The sequence below is a fragment of the Winogradskyella sp. genome, from assembly GCF_028289625.1.
Taxonomy (GTDB): domain Bacteria; phylum Bacteroidota; class Bacteroidia; order Flavobacteriales; family Flavobacteriaceae; genus Winogradskyella.
In genome coordinates this window covers 141,641-160,762 of sequence record NZ_JANQOM010000020.1, presented here as the reverse complement: position 1 = coordinate 160,762, position 19,122 = coordinate 141,641, and the positions used below count along the sequence as shown (strand labels likewise).

Genomic DNA, 19,122 nt, shown 5'->3' with positions numbered 1-19,122 from the left:
AGCTATGATGAAAAGAACAATTAAAACAGTATTAGCGATATTTGCATTAGTGTTTTTAATACACTCCTGTGAAGATCGACTAAATTTAGACCCAGAAGACGAACGTCTCACGGCTGATGCCGCTTTTGAAGACCCAGAAGCTTATAAAGAGTTTTTGGCTAAGATTTATGCAGGTATATCTTTAAGTGGACAGCAGGGCCCTGCAGGAACTCCCGACCTCATAGGTTTAAATGAAGGGTTCTCAAATTATTTGAGACTGTATTGGAAAATGCAGCAATTAACCTCCGATGAGGCCTTAATTGCTTGGAATGACGGAACTATTCAGGATTTACATGCGCAAGTATGGACCTCAGGTAATGAATTTATCAGAACTATGTACACCCGTATATTTTATCAAGTGGCATTAACTAATGAGTTTCTGCGCCAAACCACAGACGATAAGTTAAGCGGTCGCGGTGTCAATGATGAGTTGAGAGCCGAAATTCAAATATTTAGAGCCGAAACACGTTTTATGCGTGCTTTATCCTATTGGCATGCATTGGATTTATATGCCAACCCCCCATTTGTAACTGAAAACGATCCAATTGGTGCTTTTTTACCACCACAGATACAGCGTGCAGACCTATTTCAATATGTTGAGAGCGAACTCTTAGATATTTTGGATACTATGGCTGCGCCAAGACAAAATGAATACGGGAGAGCAGATCGTGCAGCAGCTTGGATGGTATTGGCTAAATTATACCTTAATGCTGAAGTTTACACAGGTACAGCTCGCTACAGCGATGCTCTCACTTATGTAAACAATATTATTAACGCTGGTTATGAAATTCCAGACGTACCGTATTTCTATTCGTTCTTGGCGGACAATGATTCTAATGGAGCCCAGAATGAAGTCATTTTTACCATCCCATTTGATGGTTTGAGAACTCAAGCTTTTGGTGGAATGACCTTTTTGACTCATGCACCTGTTGGTGGTACTATGAACGACGTGGCAGGGCCATTTTTCGGAATAGCAAGTGGTGGTTGGTTTGGTATAAGAACTTTACCAAATTTTGTTGAACTTTTTCCAAACGAAGCTAATTCAGCAGACCAAAGAGCTTTAATATGGACAGATGGTCAAAATAAAGATGTTGAAAGTGTAACCAATTTTAATGACGGTTATGGTATTTTTAAATATCGTAACGTTGATATTAATGGAAACCCTGGCTCGGACCCCTCTGGTGACCATGTAGATACTGATTTCCCTATGTTTAGATTAGCAGATGTCTATTTGATGTATGCCGAAATTGTAGCACGTGGTGGTGGTGGTGATGCGTCTACTGCAGTAAGCTACATCAACGAACTGAGAGAACGTGCTTACGGCAACACATCAGGAAATATATCAACTGGTGACTTAACTTTAGACTTTATTCTCGATGAGCGCTCTAGAGAATTGTATTGGGAAGCCCATAGGCGTACTGACTTAATCCGATTCAATCGATTCTCAGATAATGGGATTTGGCAATGGAAAGGTAACGTTCCGCAAGGAACAACAACCGAAGCATTCAGGGATATCATGCCTATTCCAGAGACCGATATAAGTGTTAACACTAATTTACAGCAAAATACAGGATATTAATAAGCTTAAATAACTATGAAAACATTAAAATATTTTAAATACTTAATTGTCGTTAGTCTTTTTTTCGGGCTTGTGGTCTCGTCTTGTGACGGTCCAGATCCTGAATTCTTTGCAGACCCTTCGTCACCAATTACTTTAGAGGAATTGGATATTAATCTTATAGTGATTGATGGCGCCAATCCAACTAACCCAGGAGTGACCTTTAATTGGAACGACACAAACTTCAATCAAGCTGTTGTGGAAGGCTACTCGGTTGAATTTTCGGCATCAGCCGATTTTACCAATCCAATAGAAGCAACCGGTTCTAATGGTGTTAGTACTGTAACGATGTCTATGAGCCAACTCAACAGTGCTGTTGGATCTATTGGCTTAGACCCGCTTCAGGTTGGAACTGTTTATGCAAGAGTTATTTCTTCATTAGGCGTTCAAGATGAATTAGCGGCTATTTCTAATGTCATTTCTTTTGATGTTGTGCCGTTCTTTAACTACGTCTTTAGAGATTTTTATCTCGTTGGTCCAGCTTCATCTGCAGGTTGGGAGAACAATAATAATAATCCTCCTATGTACAGAGATCCTTCTAATTCCAATGTATTTTCATACACAGGTTTTTTTAACGGCGGACAACCTCTAAAAGTTATTGAAACTAGAGGTCAATGGGCTCCTCAATATGGTGAAGGATCTGAGGGACAATTGATTTTCCGACCAACTGAGGATGACGATGACCCAGCACCTATAAATGATATTGAAGCTCTTTCTGACGGGTATTATAGATTTGAAATGAACATCAGTACTCTAGAATTTACTATAGAGTCGTTTAATGAAGCTGGCTCAACTCTTTATGATAGCATGACTTTACAAGGAAATGGTTTAGAGGGTGGTAGTGTACAAATGACATCATTTTCATTTGATCCTCATATTTGGTTTATTAGTAATGTAACCCTAGTACCCGGGGAATTACAATTCGTAACTAATACGGATATTATTTGGGCGGGCGATACGGAATTTTCTGGTGTAGCCACAGAGGGATCAGGTAGTATTCCTGTTATTGTTGAAGATGAGTATGAAGTATGGTTTAATGACCTTACAGGAGATTATATAATGATTCCACTAAACCTTTAAAATAAATGACTATGAAAAATAAATTAAATAAATTTTTGGGAATCTTCATCTTGGCACTGGCAACCATAGTCCTAGCTTGCGATGATGAAGAGACAGTAAATATTATTGAACCTGAAGCTGCGTTTGTTTTAGAACAATCCACGGCTTCTAATGTACTCTTAAATTTTGGTTTGCCAGATAACCCTGCTTTTACGGTAACGTGGAGTGACCCAGTTACAGGCAGTACAAACTATGATATAGAAATGGATATTAATAATGATTTTTCTAACCCTATAATGTTAGGAAGTTCTAGTACAAATTCATTTTCTATTAACGTTATGGATTTAAATTCTGCAATTATTTCCACCGGTACTGCAGAATTTGATGGGTTAACCGTGTATGTAAGAGCTCTGGCAGGAGGTGCAATAAGTAATACTGTAACTTATAGTATAACTGCTTATCCTACCGAAGGCGGTGTTGCTATAACAGATCCTTCAAACGGTGATAGTTTTGTGCTATCAATAGGCTCTGTAGACGATGTGATTTTAGATATGCAATGGGCAGATGCTTTACCAGAAGCCATTGGCAGTGTTGATTATGTCATAGAATCAGCATTAGCAGGTACCGATTTTGCAACAATTGTGGTTATTGGAACAGGAACTGATATTTCTTCACTTGAATTAACACATTCTGCTCTAAATGCAGTAGCGTTAGGTCTTGGACTCCCAGCAGATACCGCTGGTGATGTGGACATAAGAATTAGAGCTACTACTACAAATGATAATGGCACCTTGCTAGAGCGTATAAGTGAAACAACAACCATTAGCATCACCCCTTATGCAGTAAGTTTTCCAAACTTATATTTAGTAGGTAATGCTACAACACCAGATTGGAATAATAACAACAATAACACTGCAGTATTTAGAAATCAAGATGTGCCTAACAATTATATTTACACAGGTTACTTTAATACTGGTGAGTTTAAACTGTTAGAAGTTTTAGGACAGTGGCAACCACAATGGGGTACTAATGATGGTACTACATTAGCTGTTAATCCAGGTGGTGGTTCTGACCCAGGCGCATTTAGTGTTGCTACTGCTGGTTACTACACCTATGATTTTACTGTTGTAGATGAAGGAGGTAGCTTTACAGTAACCCCTTATGATGCATCTGGAGATCCTACCTATTCTACTATGGGACTTATTGGAGACGCTACCCCTAATGGCTGGGATGGAAGTAACGACACCAACTTTACACAAGACGCTAACAATCCGCATTTATGGTATATAAATAACGTTACTCTTACTAATGGCGGGCAGTTTTTAATCAGAGCTAACGATGTTTGGCCTGGTGAACCTAATGCTGCTGTTTGGCGTTATACAGGATCAAGTGAAACCTATGGCCAATCTAATTTAGATAATGGTGGTGGAGATAACTTCCCATTCACTCTACCTACAGGTTCTTATAATGTTTGGTTCAATGATTTGGATGGTAGATACGTAATTATACCTAACTAATACATATTATTTTATCCAAAAAAGGCTGTTTAGATTAAACAGCCTTTTTATTTAAAAAATTAAACTATGAAAAAAATTACATTTTTGATTGCAGTGTTTGCAGCATCGATTACAGTTGCACAGCAGCAGACAGTACAATTTGAAGTAAACCCTTGTTCTTTTCAAGATAGTGATGATATCACTATTACTTTTTTTGGCGATAGTATCGATGAAAGTGCTTGGAGCATTACGAATAATGAACTTTTCTTGTGGTCTTGGTCTTTTGATGAAAATGACACCAATGAGATGGACTCACCTTTTAATGGTTCTTGGACCAATTCGAATCCTGCAAGTCAGTTAACGTATAACCCCGGATCAGACACCTATACCATAACTCTTAATCCAAACGCCTATTATCAGCGCAGTAATATTGGACGCATAGGTTTTTTAATTAAAGCCCAAAACGGAACTGGTGATAAAAAATCCCAAGATATATTAGTAGAGGTTGGGGAATCGGCATTTTCTGTATTTTTAGATGCACCCTCTGAAAATTCCTTACTAATTTCATCTGGAGATAATGTTACTATCACGGCCTCTAATACTTGTGGTCTTGCAGATTATGTACTTAAAGCTAATGGTGTTACGATTGACACCCAATTAAACACAGCATCTTACACATATACGGCTAATAACGTTTTAGAAACAACATCCTTCTCTTTAGAAGTAACACAAGGGCCAGACACTAAAGTAATATCGGTTACGGCATTATTAAATCCAAATATAAGTCCACAAACAATGCCATCTAATCTTGTTGATGGTATTAACTATGATGATAATGATCCTACCAAAGCAACTTTGGTATTAGATGCACCTTCAAAGGATTATATTTATGTGGCAGGTAGTTTTAATGACTATGCACCTGATAATACTTATGCGATGATTAAGGATGACGGAGCTGGTTCAACAAAGTTCTTTTTGGAACTTACTAACTTAACACCTGGGGAAATAAATACTTACCAATATTGGGTGGTTGATGAAAATCCACCAGCTAACTCTCCCACATTGGTTAAGGCTGCTGACCCTTACTCTACTTTAATACTATCGTCTTTTGATGACCCTTTTATACCAGCGTCAACTTATCCAAATTTACCTGAGTTCCCTGATAGGGCTGAATTTGAAGTTACAGTACTCCAGACTGGGCAAACATCTTACAATTGGCAAGTTCCTAATTTTAATAAACCAAAAAAAGAAGACCTCATTATTTACGAAGTTCTAATTAGAGATTTTGATGCAGACAGAAACTATCAAGATCTCATTGACAAAATAGATTATTTTAAAAACCTAAATATCAATGCTATCCATTTGATGCCTGTTATGGAATTTGAAGGCAACGAAAGTTGGGGTTATAATACTTCATATCATATGGCATTGGACAAATTTTATGGCACTGAAAATAAATTTAAGGAGTTCATAGATTTATGCCACCAAAATGGTATCGCGATTATTTTAGACTTAGTGCTTAATCATGCTTTTGGACGTTCTCCAATGGTAAGGATGTGGATGTCTGATTCCGATGGTAACGGTTTCGGTGACCCTACCAGTGATAATCCTTATTTCCATACCGTACCTCAGCACGACTATAATGTCGGCTATGATTATAATCACCAAAATGATAGGGTTAAAGATTATGTAAAACGTGTTATAAAGCATTGGATAGAAGAATATAAAATTGATGGTTTTCGTTGGGATTTGACCAAAGGATTTACCAATAATTGTGGTCCTGGGTCACCTGGTGGATGTACAGATAGCTATCAGCAGGACAGAGTCGATGTTTTAAAAGAATATACAGATTATGCTTGGTCTTTAGACCCAACGCACTATACCATTTTTGAACACCTAGGCCCTGATAATGAAGAACAACAATGGGCTAATCATAGAGTTAATGAAGGCTTAGGAGTAATGATGTGGGGTAAAATGACCAATGAATATACTGATTTGGCTCAAGGTTTTTCTTCTAACATTAATCGTATGGGACATGTAAGCCGTGGTTTTAATGAGCCACGTTTATTGGGCTATCCAGAAAGTCATGATGAAGAAAGAATCATGTACGAAGCCGTCACATTTGGAAATAACTCAAACTCTTCTCATAATGTAAGAGATTTAAATACTGCGTTATCAAGAATGTCAGCACTTGGCGCGGTTTCTGTATTAATTCCAGGTCCAAAAATGATATGGCATTTTGGTGACTTAGGAATGGATAATTCTATCTGGACCTGTGGTGATGGTACCACCGTTTCACCTGGTAATGACGGTTGTAAACTAGCCACAAAACCTCAACCGCAATGGGTAGAGAATTGGTTGAGTGATGCTTTAAGAAGTCAAATCTATGAAGACTGGGGAAAATTCCACAAACTAAAAGTCGAAGAGCCAGTTTTTGAGGGTGACTATGATATAACCTCTGACAACCTCATACAAAGGGTTGACATATTTGATTCATCTATTCCAACAACTCAACTAAGAAATGTGATCATATATGCCAATTTTGATGTTACAAGTCGAAATATATTTACCAATTTCCCATCGGGTGTTACAAGTACGTGGTACGACTTAATGGATCCAACTGGTAATACCACAGTCCCTAACGGAACCGGTATTCTTTCTATACCTGCTGGTCAATTTAGGATTTTTGGAAATCAGCCTTCTAATGTTTTAAGTATAGACGACCAAGAATTTTCAGGCTTTACTATTTATCCGAATCCGTCAACAACATCATTTAGTGTTAACACAAATGTTTCGAATGTTGAGATCTATGACCTTACCGGTAAAATGGTAAAAGCTTACAGGGGTGATTTTACAAGAACAGACGCTTTTGATATTTCTAGTCTTAACACTGGAATGTATATTGTAAAAGTTGAAAATGATAATAACCAAACGATGACAACCAAGTTAGTCAAGCTCTAATTATAAGTGTTATTTGAGCAAAAAGAGCTTCTCGTTGAGAAGCTCTTTTTTTCTTAGATTTATCTTTTAATTCTATATATTTTCAATGAAATATCTCTTACTAATCGCATTTCTGTCATCATTTATGAGTCTCAATACCCAGCAATTAAAAAAGCACAGATGGGAAAACCGTGTGTTACTGATTATTTCAGAAAATGAATCGTCCGACCTAGTAAAGCTCCAATTAGAATTACTTAACAATCCCAATGAATTAAAAGAGCGTAAACTTATTATTTATAGGATTCATCCAAAAAAATATGGTCTAGCAGATGCAACTAAAACCAACTGGATTAAAGGCTCAAAATTATACAATGTCCACAACTCAAAGAAAAGTAAATTTAAGGTTGTTTTAATTGGATTAGATGGGGATATAAAACTCGAACAAAGCAAAATCCTTAACTCTGAAAAACTGTTTTCTACTATAGATCGAATGCCAATACGCCAAAGAAAACTCAAAGACAATCGCAAATAAAAAAGCTTTAATCTTATAAACTGAAGCTTATTCTATGTAACCATATTAACTCATTCTCGAACCGTACATTAAATTATTGAAAAACCTAATCCTATCTAAGCTAAAAACTAACAAGAAGAAAAATTGAACCTTTTGTTGGAGAAATCAGAAAAGTTCCGTCATTATATTCCAATCATTAATATTTTGAAACTATAGATAAAAAATCTCCTCAATTTCTTAAGGAGGTTGCTCCACATCTGTCGGTTTAAAACTTACCCTTTTTTAAAACCACAACAGTTTTGCGCTTCTTCTGCTATTAATTAATGAAGAAGTTATAATTCAGTACTTTATTCCCTCTAGACTTGTTCCTGAATTATTTTCAATTTCTTTTTCACCCAATTATTTTGTTTCAATCTTAGTCTTCTAGAATAAGATGCTAATTCTAGTCTATACAAAAACAATATATACTTAAATTTTCTGTATACCTAATGGCTATTATTTTATAAGTAGTAGTGGTACTACCCAAAATTTTAAATAGTTTATTTAAGAGAGGTTTATTTTCTACATAAGAAATATGGTTTAAACTATTACCATGAACACCTTCATTATCTACTAACTAGCTAATTAAAAGCACACCCTAATTGGCAACAGATAAGTCTGCACCAACAAGCATAATAGAAACATTGGTTACATTACCCATATTTCAATTCCCGATATTTCCATCAAATGCTATGGCCTAAAAAACATCGAATTCATTGCTCATACACTACTTAAATCCCAACTACTCAAATTTTGTTTGAATAATTTGGTTCTCCTTTAAAGCTAGCTGCACAAAATATTTAAAATGCATTCGTTTGCATTTATTATGTTTTTTTACAACCTAATTATTAAAATACCCTAAGCACTTTTGTTTAAAATTATTATTTATCAAATTATTATATCCCAAATACATATAATACTTAATAAAGCATTAACATTTTTAAATAAATAATAATTGCATATTCTCTTTTGATCTGTTATTTTTGTGCAATCGTTTGCATTAATTGTATGTTTATTATGAATTGCAAAAAGACAGTAATACTAAATTTTTAACTAAATATTTTCAAATTATGAAGCATTTTTACTTCTCTAAACTTATGATAGGCATGGCTCTACTTTTAGTAGGCCAATCCTATTTAATTGCGCAAAACAACATACAAGATGTTGTTATAAATGGCCAAGCATTTAAGAAAATAACTGGGACTATAAGTGTCGATGAAACTCTTGATAATTCTTCGTTATGGGTTATCGAAGGTATAGTAGAAGTTGCGCCAAATATAACACTTACAATTACTGAGGGCACTCAAATTTTTGCTGAAACAACAGGCACACGTCTAGAGGTTAATCAATTAGGATTGGTTAACTGGCAAGGTACTGCTGCAAATCCTATAGTTTTTAACTCACTAGCTAATGCGCCTGGGCAAGGAGCGGGAAATACGGCTAGAGGTCAGTGGAGTGGGATACAAATAAATGGTGCTGGCGGTACAGATAATTCGGGTACTATTAGATATGTAAGGTTAATGTACCCAGGTAGTGATGATGATGCATTTCAATTTAGTAGCGTTGGAGACCAAACTGTGGCAGAGTATATTCAAGTTTTTCGTCCTGGCGACAATGGAATAAGAATAAATGACGGAACGATTAATTTTAAATACTTAGTTTCAACTGATCCTACTGACCAAGAAGCGGGTATCCGTTGGGGCGATAACTGGAACGGAAGCGGTCAATTTTGGGTTGTAAATATGTTAGAAGGTTCTGAAGCTATACTAGGTAGAGGGGGAAATGGTTTGCTTTCTAATGTAACTATCACAGGCCCTGCATTTAACGATACGTCTGCTGCCTTTGAAGGTATTGGAATTAGAATTAGAGACGGTAGTACTGCCCAAATATATAATACCGCTGTTACAGGAGTAGACGTAAGTATAAGATTCAGTAACGGATCGGAGCAAGGTGTTACGGATGGCGTGAGCTTCTTCAGGAATTCTGCAAGTTTTGAAAATGACCCCACTAGTGCAGGCGGTGCAGGTTTTCATAGCTCTGCTGAAACATTTAACCCAGAAGATAGTGCATATGTACCAACAAATAATAATTCCACAGACTCCTTTTCCATCGTTGATTCCTATGTTGGCACAAGCACAACCAATAGTACAGCAGCTGGTGCTTTAGATGCTTTCTTTACAGATGTAAATTATGTAGGCGCTGTACAAAATGGCAATGATTGGACAGAGGGTTGGACTGTTAATTTAGACGGAACACCACGAACCCTTTCTGTAAATGGTTTTGACATAGAAAATATTGAAGTTTATCCAAATCCTGTAGTAGATGAGTTGATTATTAATTCTGGAACACGAATCTCAAACATGGTAATATACAACACCATGGGTCGTAAAGTCTATGAAAACTCATCTCTTGTCAATGGTGAAAACAAAATAAACATGTCTCAATTTCAACAAGGGATTTATTTCTTGCAATTGTCCTCAGGGGATGCGACTCAAACCTTAAAGGTCATTAAGAGATAGGCTCTAGTTTATAGTTGTTCAATAAGAACGGCGGACATGTATTATAGCAAAGCTATTAACAAGGCTCAAGAATAAAAAAAGTGAATTTGTTCTTGAGCTTTTTCAATTTAAAGATTTAAACTTAATAGTTATAGATAAATTACCTGTTACAAATTGTATTTATAAATGATTCTCTAGGTCATTTAACGTCTTTAAAATCCAAAAACACGCGGTAGCCATAAGCTTAAGTCTGGCGCATAGGTAATAATGATTAAAACGGCAATCATCACTAAAAACAAAGGTAAAAGTGGTCTAACTACCTTTTGAATGCTAAGATTGGCCACGCCACATCCCACAAACAATACGGATCCCACAGGTGGTGTGCAAAGTCCAATACACAAGTTCATAATCATGATAATACCAAAATGAATCGGGTCAATGCCAATATCCGTGACAATTGGCAAAAAAATGGGCGTAAAAATTAAAACAGCTGGCGTCATGTCCATAAAAACACCAACAAAAAGTAAAATGAGATTTATGATTATAAGAATGATAATAGGATTATCACTTATGGCTAGCAGGCCAGCACTAATTTCCTGAGGAATACTTTCATAAGACATCACCCAAGACATAGCCACAGAAGTTGCAATGAGTAACATCACGATGGCATTGGTCTTAACGGTTTCTAACAAAATTGAAGGCACATCTTTAAGGGTTATTTCCTTGTAAACAAAAGCCAACGCAAAGGTGTAAATCACGGCAATTGCAGAAGCTTCTGTTGCGGTAAATATACCCGCCACAATACCACCGATAACAATAACCAATAAAAGTAAACTCGGAAATGCTGCTATAAATCGTTTAAAGAATATTTTAAACCCAACACTTTTTTCGGTAGGATATTTTTTAATATAAGAATAAATAGCTGCCACCAGCATCAACGCCAATCCTATAAGTATGCCTGGCACATAACCTGCAAGGAATAAGGCCGCTATAGAAACACCACCACTAGCCAAGGAATAAATAATGAGAATATTACTCGGTGGTATAATGAGGCCAGTTGTTGCGCTAGTAATATTCACAGCGGCACTAAAGGATTTATCATAACCTTCCTTCTCCATCATGGGATTCATAAAACCACCAATGGCCGAAGCGGCAGCAACTGCGGAACCCGATATGGCACCAAACAACATACAGGCTATGATATTTACAAAGGCCAAACCACCTGGCAAAGGGCCCACAACTGCCTTGGCAAAATCGATTAGACGGGTGGCAATGCCTCCGCGATTCATCACTTGGCCTGCCAAAATAAAAAATGGAATAGCCAATAAAGCAAAGCTATCCAATGAGGTGGCCATGCGTTGTGCTAGTGTAGTCAAGGCAGGCACCAAAGGCAAAGAAACGACAAGCGTAAATAAGGCAGCTAAGCCAATGCTATAGGCAATAGGGACGCGTAAAGACAGAAAAATAATAAAGCTTAAAACTAATATGAGTACCTGCGTATAATCCATAGCACTAAAGCATTTTTATTTTTTGTTTATACGAATCAAAACTATAGTAGACAATCAAAAAGCCACTAATCGGTAGGACAACATAAACAAAAGCCAATGGTATCTTAAGAACAGCTGATTTTTGTTCCAATGCCCATGTTAACCAACAAAGCCTAAGACCGCCAACAACCATTACCAAAATAGCGAATACAATTACAAAAAATGTAACAAATCCATGGAAGAACCGAGGTGATTTAGCAATAGTATTTTCAGGAATAAGGTCAATAGCGAGATGAAGTTCTTTCCCGGTGGCATAAGCAGCACCGAATAAACCCAACCATATTAACGAATAACTTGCAATCTCATCGGTGAACGTACTTGGTGAACCCAACACATAACGCGATATCACTTGCCAAACCACCGCAATCAACATTATTAAGATGATTAATATCAACAAGCGTTCGAGAAAAGTATCTACCGTTTTTCTCATTAATTTATACTTTTAATATCGCGGATAAGTTTTTGAGCAACCGAATCACCCTTGAACATATCCATAATTGCTTCTGTTTTTTCAGAAAAGGGGTTCTTATCAGGATAGTTTACTTTAACACCAGCTTTTTTTATGGTTTCAAGCGCTTCTTGCTCTGCTTGCTTCCAGAATTGACGTTGAATAATGGCAGATTCATCTGCTGCTTCTTGAAGCCATTGATGTTCTTGAGCATTTAACCTATTCCAACTTTCAGTCCCAATGAGTAAAATATCAGGTACTGCAGTGTGTTCATCAAAACTGTAATACTTGCACACTTCGTAGTGCTTTGAGGTGAAAAAACTAGGCAAATTGTTTTCCGCACCATCCACAACGCCTTGCTGTAAGGCCGTATATAATTCACCCCAAGAAATCGGTGTCGGTGCTCCACCAAGTTGTTTCACCATTTCAACAGCCATATTGCTTTTTTGAACCCTGATTTTCAAACCTTCTAAATCCTTTGGACTACTGATGGCTTTAGTTTTGGTATAAAAGCTTCGGCTTCCGGCATCGTAATAACAAAGGCCCATAAGTCTATAATCACCACCTTTATGCAACAAATTTCTACCGATAGCACTATCGTAAAAATCGTAAGTATGCTGTCTATCCCTAAAAAGATAAGGAATACTTAACACTTTATAATCAGAAACAAAATTTTCTAAAACGGCCGCTGATACTTTAGTAATATCCAAACTACCGATTTGGAGCAACTCCAAACACTCACGTTCTGCCCCTAATTGCCCACTAGGATAGAGTTTTACAATCAATTTTCCCTTGGATTTATCCTCAAGCTTTTTACCCAATTCAACCATGGCTTTATGAACAGGGTGATTGGTATCCAATCCATGAGCAAGTCGTAAAACCTTAGTCTTTTGCTCTTCGGCACAACCAAAAAAAATCGACACAACCAATACGATAAACATGGTCTTTAATCTATTAACCATATTAACTTCGGATAGTTTTAATAAGCATCAAAGTATCTTGAATCTTATTTATTAAACCTATAAAGGTATCGCCTTCAAAATCTGATGTCTTAAACAATTGCGAACCCATACCTACACAACTAACACCAGCGTTAAACCATGCCGAAAGATTCTCTTGGGTAGGCGCCACACCACCTGTTGGCATGACTTTAATATGCGGCAATACGGCTTTGGTGGCTTTAACAAACTCTGGACCTAAAACGTTTCCAGGAAATACTTTAATGACTTCACAGCCCAGTTGAGTTGCTGTAAAAACTTCTGTTACCGAGCCACAACCCGGAATGTACATAATAGTATTAGTATTGGCATATTCTGCAATTTCAGGAATAAGAGCTGGTGAAACAATAAATTGTGCTCCTGCGCCATAGAAAGCTTTTGCACTGACTTTATCAAAAATAGTTCCAATACCTAAAACTAAATCCTTGTATTGTGAGGCATGCTTATTCAATGCTTTAAATACCTGAAAGGCATTAGCACCTCTATTGGTGAACTCAAATACCCGCACTCCACCTTTATAACTAGCATCAAGCACTTTTTTGGCAATGGAAATATCCGTATGATTAAATACAGGAATCATTCCAGTTTTTTCCATTGCAAGTACGATATCCTTTTTTGAAAAACGACTCATAATTTCAATTTATCTAGCTACACGACCGGAAGCATCCCCTCCCATTAACTTTTCTACTTCTTCAACGCTTACTTGATTAGCGTCTCCTTTAATTGTATGCTTTAAGCAAGAGGCTGCAACGGCAAAATCTAAAGCTTTTTGGTCATTACCTTCATAAGTGATAAGCCCATAAATCAAGCCACCCATAAAGGAATCACCACCTCCAACACGGTCTACAATATCCGTAATCTGGTATTGACGTGTATCGTACATCTTTTTACCATCATAAAGTACACCAGCCCAAGTATTGTGAGAAGCGGAAATGGAACCTCTTAATGTTGTAATGACTTTTTTGGCTCTAGGGAACTTTTCCATCATCTGCTGACACACCGATAAAAATGCTTCTGCCCTTACATCATGTCCATGTTTATGCACATCCAATCCTTCTGGATGAATCCCAAAATGCTTTTCCGCATCTTCTTCATTTCCCAATACAACATCACAATAAGCAGTTAATTCTGTCATGATTTTTTCACGATGTGCATCATCGCAATAGTTCCACAATTTAGCTCTATAATTCAAATCTGTTGAAATGGTAATGCCTTTTTCACTAGCTTTTTTGCAAGCTTCCAAACAAGCGTCTGCAGCACCTTGGGAGATGGCTGGTGTGATTCCAGTCCAATGAAACCATTGACAATCCTTGAACACCGCATTCCAATCGACCATGCCTTCTTCTATGGTCGCCATACCAGAGTGTGCACGGTCATAAACCACCTTACTACCTCTTGCCACAGCACCTGTCTCTAAAAAATAAATACCCAAACGTTCACCGCCCCAAATAACTTGGTCAGTATTTACACCACGTTTTCGCAATTCCATCATGGCGCATTTTCCCAAATCATTATTAGGTAAGCGTGTTACAAAGCTCACTGGAATACCATAGTTTGCCAAAGAAACAGCAACATTAGATTCGCCACCACCATAAATGACGTCAAATGTATTTGTCTGTGAGAATCTTAAAAATCCAGGAGGTGCCAACCGTAGCATGATTTCACCAAAAGTTACTACTTTTTTCATTTTTAATATCGTAATATCTTATTTTAAGTTTTTTCTTTCTATTTATGTGTTTGACTTTTTGACCTCCTTCCGTCGTCAAAAGGCTAATATATCGTCAAGATTTTATTCATTTTTCAAAAAAAATTCCATTTCATTGAGGTCAAATCTACAATTTTTGTTTACTTTGTGCAAACGATTGCGCATATATTTACATTCTGAAATTTTATTTTGAATACCTTAAAGTTACATACCGATGATAATTGTGCTGTAGCATTAAAAATGCTTGATGCTGGTAGTATAGAAGCAGTTGATGGCATAATGTTGGGAATTAAGGAAGATATTATACCCAAACATAAGTTTGCGCTACAGGATATTTCAAAAGATAGTGCCATCATTATGTATGGCATAAAAGTCGGCAGAGCCAAGACCTCAATTTTGTCTGGGCAAGCGCTGTCAATAGGAAATGTTAGCCATGATACTGAAAACCATACGAACTCTATTACAGCAATTCAAAACGAAAAAATTCAAACCAATGATTTCAAGAATTTAAGGTTTATGGGCTACAACAGAGAAGATGGCCAAGTAGGCACCCAAAACATCTGGATAGTCATACCCTTGGTTTTCTGTGAAAATCGCAACGTTAAAATCATGGAAGAGGCTTTTCTTGAAGAATTAGGTTTTAAACAACCAAATAACTATAAGGCCTTAGTACGTTCATTAATGAATAAAGAAAATAGCGAGCAGGCTACTGTAAACAATCGCTACTTTAAAAATATTGATGGTATTAAATTCTTAACCCATCATTCAGGTTGTGGTGGCACGCGTGAGGACGCTCAAATTTTGTGTCAGCTTATTGCTGGTTATGTTGCGAATCCTAATGTTGCTGGGGCAACTGTTCTAAGCTTGGGTTGTCAAAATGCTCAAGTTAGTTTATTGAATAAGGCACTTGAAAGATTACTTCCAGCTACCGAAAAGCCAGTTCATATTTTTGAGCAACAACAATTGGGTAGTGAAGAACAATTATTGACCAAAGCCATAACAACAACCTTTAGAAGTTTAGTGGAAGTCAATAAAACAGAAAGACAACCTGCACCATTATCTAAGTTAGTAATTGGTCTGGAATGTGGTGGTAGCGATGGGTTTTCTGGGATTTCGGCGAATCCTGTTGTAGGTCACCTAAGTGATATTATTGTAAGTTTGGGCGGTTCGTCGCTTTTAGCAGAATTTCCCGAGCTATGTGGTGTGGAGTCGCAACTCAAAGCACGAATGAAAAACGCAACTGATGTTCACAAATTTGATAAACTGATGACCAACTATGCCCATCGTGCTGAAGCCGCTGGCAGTGGTTTTGATATGAATCCTTCACCCGGAAATATAAAAGACGGACTCATAACCGATGCTATGAAAAGTGCAGGTGCGGCCAAGAAAGGCGGTACTATGCCCATTTCTGGCGTTCTGGATTACACCGAACAAATCAAGACACCTGGTTTACACCTGTTGTGTACACCTGGTAATGATGTGGAAAGTACAACAGGCCTTGCTGGCAGCGGCGCAAATATCATTCTCTTTACTACTGGATTGGGTACACCCACTGGAAATCCGGTAGCACCTGTAATTAAGATAAGTAGCAATAATCAATTGGCAGAACGCATGCCAGATATCATTGATTACAGTGCTGGGGACATCATTGTAGGTAAAAAAACGATTGAGGATTGTGCACTCAAACTTCTTGAAATTATTATCGATATTGCAAGTGGGAAGAAAAAAAGCAAAGCACAACAACTAGAACAAAACGATTTTATTCCTTGGAAACGAGGCATTTCATTATAAAAATTATGAATTCATTATTTAGTTTAAAAGAAAAAAAGATAGTAATTACTGGTGGTACAGGCGTTTTGGGAAGTGAATGGGCTACATATTTATCTCAAAATGGAGCCAAAATTATTGTCTTAGGACGTACTAAAGAAGAAGCAGATACAACGAAATCTCAATTGGCAGAAAAAGGACTCAAAATTGAAGCCTATCCTTGTGATGTCACTAATGAAAAAACATGCATCAACGTTGCCCAGAAAATTAAAAACGCACATGGCAATATCGATGTATTGGTTAATGCCGCTGGCGGCAACATGAATGGCGCGACCATTACACCAGAGCAAAGCTTACTAGATAGTGATACCGACGCCTTGCGAACCATTATTAATTTAAATTATATCGGAACCTACTTAACAATTAAGGCTTTTCTACCCCATTTTATTGCGTCTAAAAAAGGAAATATTATCAATATATCAAGTATGAGCGCCGAAAAGCCACTGACGCGTGTTATGGGTTACAGTTCGTCAAAAGCTGCCGTAAACAATCTAACACAATGGTTGGCGGTAGAATTTGCGCAAAAATATGGCGAGGGTATTCGTGTTAATGCCATTGCCCCAGGTTTTTTCTTAACAGAACAAAATAGAACCTTATTAACCAATGAAGGCGGTAGCTATACCGACCGCGCGAAGCTCATCATAGACAATACACCAATGAATCGCTTCGGACAACCAAATGATTTACTAGGTGCAATGCACTTTTTATGCAGCGATGCCTCAAAATTTGTCACGGGAATTGTGATGCCTGTAGATGGCGGATTTAGTGCCTTTTCTGGTGTATGAATTTATTGTGGAAAAAGAAATCAAAACGTTGAATTGTGGAAAGAGATTTTCGCTTTTACGGAAATAGAATGAAAAAACTAGAACAAACCATGCGTTGGTATGGCCCTAATGACCCTGTGTCACTTTCTGACATCAGACAAGCTGGAGCCACAGGTGTGGTGTCCGCATTGCACCAAGTACCTAATGGAAATTTATGGACTTTTGAGAAAATCCACAAACGCAAGAAAGAAATTGAAGTAGCAGGCCTTAGGTGGAGCGTGGTGGAAAGCATTCCCGTGCATGAGGATATCAAAACACGTAGCGGAAACTACAACGAATATATCGAGGTTTATAAACAATGTATTCGTAATCTGGCAGAGGCCGGCATTAAAACGGTCTGTTATAATTTTATGCCAATCCTTGATTGGACACGCACGGATTTGGCTTTTGAACTGCCCAATGGTGCCAAAGCCTTGCGTTTTGAAATGGCTGCTTTAGTGGCTTTTGATGTCCATATCCTTCAGCGACCACAAGCTGAAAAAGACTACACCAAATTACAACTTAAAGTAGGAAAGGATAAATTCAATTCAATGACCAATGCGCAAAAGGATGAATTGACCAAAACGATTATCGCAGGATTACCTGGTGCGGAGGAAGGCTATACCATTGCGCAATTTCAAGAAAAATTAAACGAGTATGCTGATATTGACCATAAAAGCTTGGCACTTCACCTGAAATTATTTTTAGATGAAATAATTCCAGTTTGTGAAGAGGTTGGTGTTAACATGTGCATCCATCCTGATGACCCACCTTATGATATTTTTGGCTTACCTCGGGTTGTAAGCACAGTATCGGATATTGAGCGTATTTTTTCAGAAACCGATAGCCCTAATAATGGCCTGACCTTTTGCACAGGTTCATTTGGTGTTCGTGCTGATAATGATTTACCCAAAATGGTTCGCCAGTTTAAAGACCGTATTCATTTTATCCATCTGCGTGCGACACAACGTGATGAATTTGGCAACTTTCACGAAGCAAACCACTTAGAAGGTGACGTACCAATGGTTGAGGTGATGAAGGAACTCATTCTTATGCAACGGGGAAAAAAATATCCTGTACCCGTGCGCCCAGACCATGGCCATCAAATGCTAGATGATTTACATAAGAAAACTAATCCTGGATATGCTAGTATTGGACGTTTAAAAGGTTTGGCCGAATTACGAGGTTTGGAATTGGGGATTCAATTTAATTTAGAACGGTAGGGCTTATGACTTGATTGGTGTTTAGAAAATAATGACACTTGGATAAACATATTTACCTACAATTTTTAATCATCAAGAAATTCTGCCAAGGCTTTTTCTTCTGGAATTAGACCTAAACCTGGCTCTTGAGGTATATAGATATAGTGCTTTTCAACTTTAAAACAGTTTTTAAAGCCTTATGCTTAAGCTTGTCCATGCGTATTCCTGTACTCTTTCTAGACAAAAATACTAGCCACAATATGCAAGAAGCAGCCGTGCAAAGTGTTAGTTGGCATTGTGTGGCATAACCCAAAAACAGCGTAACTAGTGCGCCAAATGCACCAGTGCTTAAAAAGTCTTTTCTTTTCATTCTTTAAATTTTAATACCAGAA

15 protein-coding genes are annotated in these 19,122 nt (G+C 37.4%); 9 read left to right on the top strand and 6 right to left on the bottom strand.

Translation table 11 applies throughout. The features are described from left to right. The first annotated feature begins 7 nt into the window (after nt 1-7). The 6 genes from Q0992_RS04795 to Q0992_RS04770 all read left to right on the top strand — a co-directional run bounded on the left by Q0992_RS04795 (nt 8) and on the right by Q0992_RS04770 (nt 10,221). Nucleotides 8-1,618: a RagB/SusD family nutrient uptake outer membrane protein gene (locus Q0992_RS04795; protein WP_299521212.1), complete on the top strand. Its 1,611-nt coding sequence runs from the start codon at nt 8-10 to the stop codon at nt 1,616-1,618. A 15-nt stretch (nt 1,619-1,633) separates the two neighbouring features. Then, entirely contained in the window at nt 1,634-2,737 is a 1,104-nt protein-coding gene (locus Q0992_RS04790; RefSeq protein WP_299521180.1) for a SusE domain-containing protein, read from the top strand. An 11-nt stretch (nt 2,738-2,748) separates the two neighbouring features. Beyond that, on the top strand, nt 2,749-4,233 hold the full coding sequence (locus Q0992_RS04785) for a SusE domain-containing protein (RefSeq protein ID WP_299521178.1): 1,485 nt from the start codon (nt 2,749-2,751) through the stop codon (nt 4,231-4,233). 66 nt (nt 4,234-4,299) lie between these two features. Then, nucleotides 4,300-7,173 carry an alpha-amylase family glycosyl hydrolase gene (locus Q0992_RS04780; protein ID WP_299521176.1) on the top strand — a complete coding sequence of 958 codons (2,874 nt, stop codon included), beginning with the start codon at nt 4,300-4,302 and terminating at the stop codon, nt 7,171-7,173. 85 nt (nt 7,174-7,258) lie between these two features. After that, nucleotides 7,259-7,684, top strand: a complete 426-nt coding sequence (locus tag Q0992_RS04775; protein WP_299521174.1) for a DUF4174 domain-containing protein — start codon at nt 7,259-7,261, stop codon at nt 7,682-7,684. 1,088 nt (nt 7,685-8,772) lie between these two features. After that, nucleotides 8,773-10,221 carry a T9SS type A sorting domain-containing protein gene (locus tag Q0992_RS04770; RefSeq protein ID WP_299521172.1) on the top strand — a complete coding sequence of 483 codons (1,449 nt, stop codon included), beginning with the start codon at nt 8,773-8,775 and terminating at the stop codon, nt 10,219-10,221. A gap of 191 nt (nt 10,222-10,412) precedes the next feature. On the opposite strand, the gene Q0992_RS04765 is transcribed toward Q0992_RS04770, so the two are convergent. The 5 genes from Q0992_RS04765 to Q0992_RS04745 are packed head-to-tail and all read right to left on the bottom strand — an operon-like array spanning nt 10,413 to nt 14,880. Then, on the bottom strand, nt 10,413-11,708 hold the full coding sequence (locus tag Q0992_RS04765; RefSeq protein ID WP_299521170.1) for a TRAP transporter large permease: 1,296 nt from the start codon (nt 11,706-11,708) through the stop codon (nt 10,413-10,415). 4 nt (nt 11,709-11,712) lie between these two features. Next, complete coding sequence (locus Q0992_RS04760) at nt 11,713-12,177, bottom strand: TRAP transporter small permease (protein ID WP_299521168.1); 465 nt, start codon at nt 12,175-12,177, stop codon at nt 11,713-11,715. Then, entirely contained in the window at nt 12,177-13,157 is a 981-nt protein-coding gene (locus Q0992_RS04755; RefSeq protein WP_299521167.1) for a TRAP transporter substrate-binding protein, read from the bottom strand. The genes Q0992_RS04760 and Q0992_RS04755 overlap by 1 nt, the downstream gene beginning before the upstream one ends. Nucleotide 13,158: 1 nt before the next feature. Then, entirely contained in the window at nt 13,159-13,824 is a 666-nt protein-coding gene (locus Q0992_RS04750; RefSeq protein ID WP_299521165.1) for a bifunctional 4-hydroxy-2-oxoglutarate aldolase/2-dehydro-3-deoxy-phosphogluconate aldolase, read from the bottom strand. Nucleotides 13,825-13,833: 9 nt separating this feature from the next. Then, on the bottom strand, nt 13,834-14,880 hold the full coding sequence (locus Q0992_RS04745) for a sugar kinase (RefSeq protein WP_299521163.1): 1,047 nt from the start codon (nt 14,878-14,880) through the stop codon (nt 13,834-13,836). A gap of 207 nt (nt 14,881-15,087) precedes the next feature. Here Q0992_RS04745 and Q0992_RS04740 point away from each other — a divergent pair, with 207 nt between their 5' ends. The 3 genes from Q0992_RS04740 (at nt 15,088) to uxuA (ending at nt 18,751) form a co-directional block, all read left to right on the top strand. After that, a complete protein-coding gene (locus Q0992_RS04740) occupies nt 15,088-16,689 on the top strand; it encodes a UxaA family hydrolase (RefSeq protein WP_367277942.1) in 1,602 nt (533 codons plus the stop codon). A gap of 5 nt (nt 16,690-16,694) precedes the next feature. Beyond that, nucleotides 16,695-17,510, top strand: coding sequence for an SDR family oxidoreductase (locus tag Q0992_RS04735; RefSeq protein ID WP_299521161.1), 816 nt, complete (start codon nt 16,695-16,697; stop codon nt 17,508-17,510). Between the two features lie 68 nt (nt 17,511-17,578). Continuing rightward, nucleotides 17,579-18,751: a mannonate dehydratase gene (uxuA, locus tag Q0992_RS04730; protein ID WP_299521208.1), complete on the top strand. Its 1,173-nt coding sequence runs from the start codon at nt 17,579-17,581 to the stop codon at nt 18,749-18,751. 112 nt (nt 18,752-18,863) lie between these two features. Here the strand turns inward: uxuA and Q0992_RS04725 are convergent, their stop codons facing one another. Beyond that, nucleotides 18,864-19,100, bottom strand: a complete 237-nt coding sequence (locus tag Q0992_RS04725; protein ID WP_299521159.1) for a hypothetical protein — start codon at nt 19,098-19,100, stop codon at nt 18,864-18,866. Between the last annotated feature and the right edge of the window lie 22 nt (nt 19,101-19,122).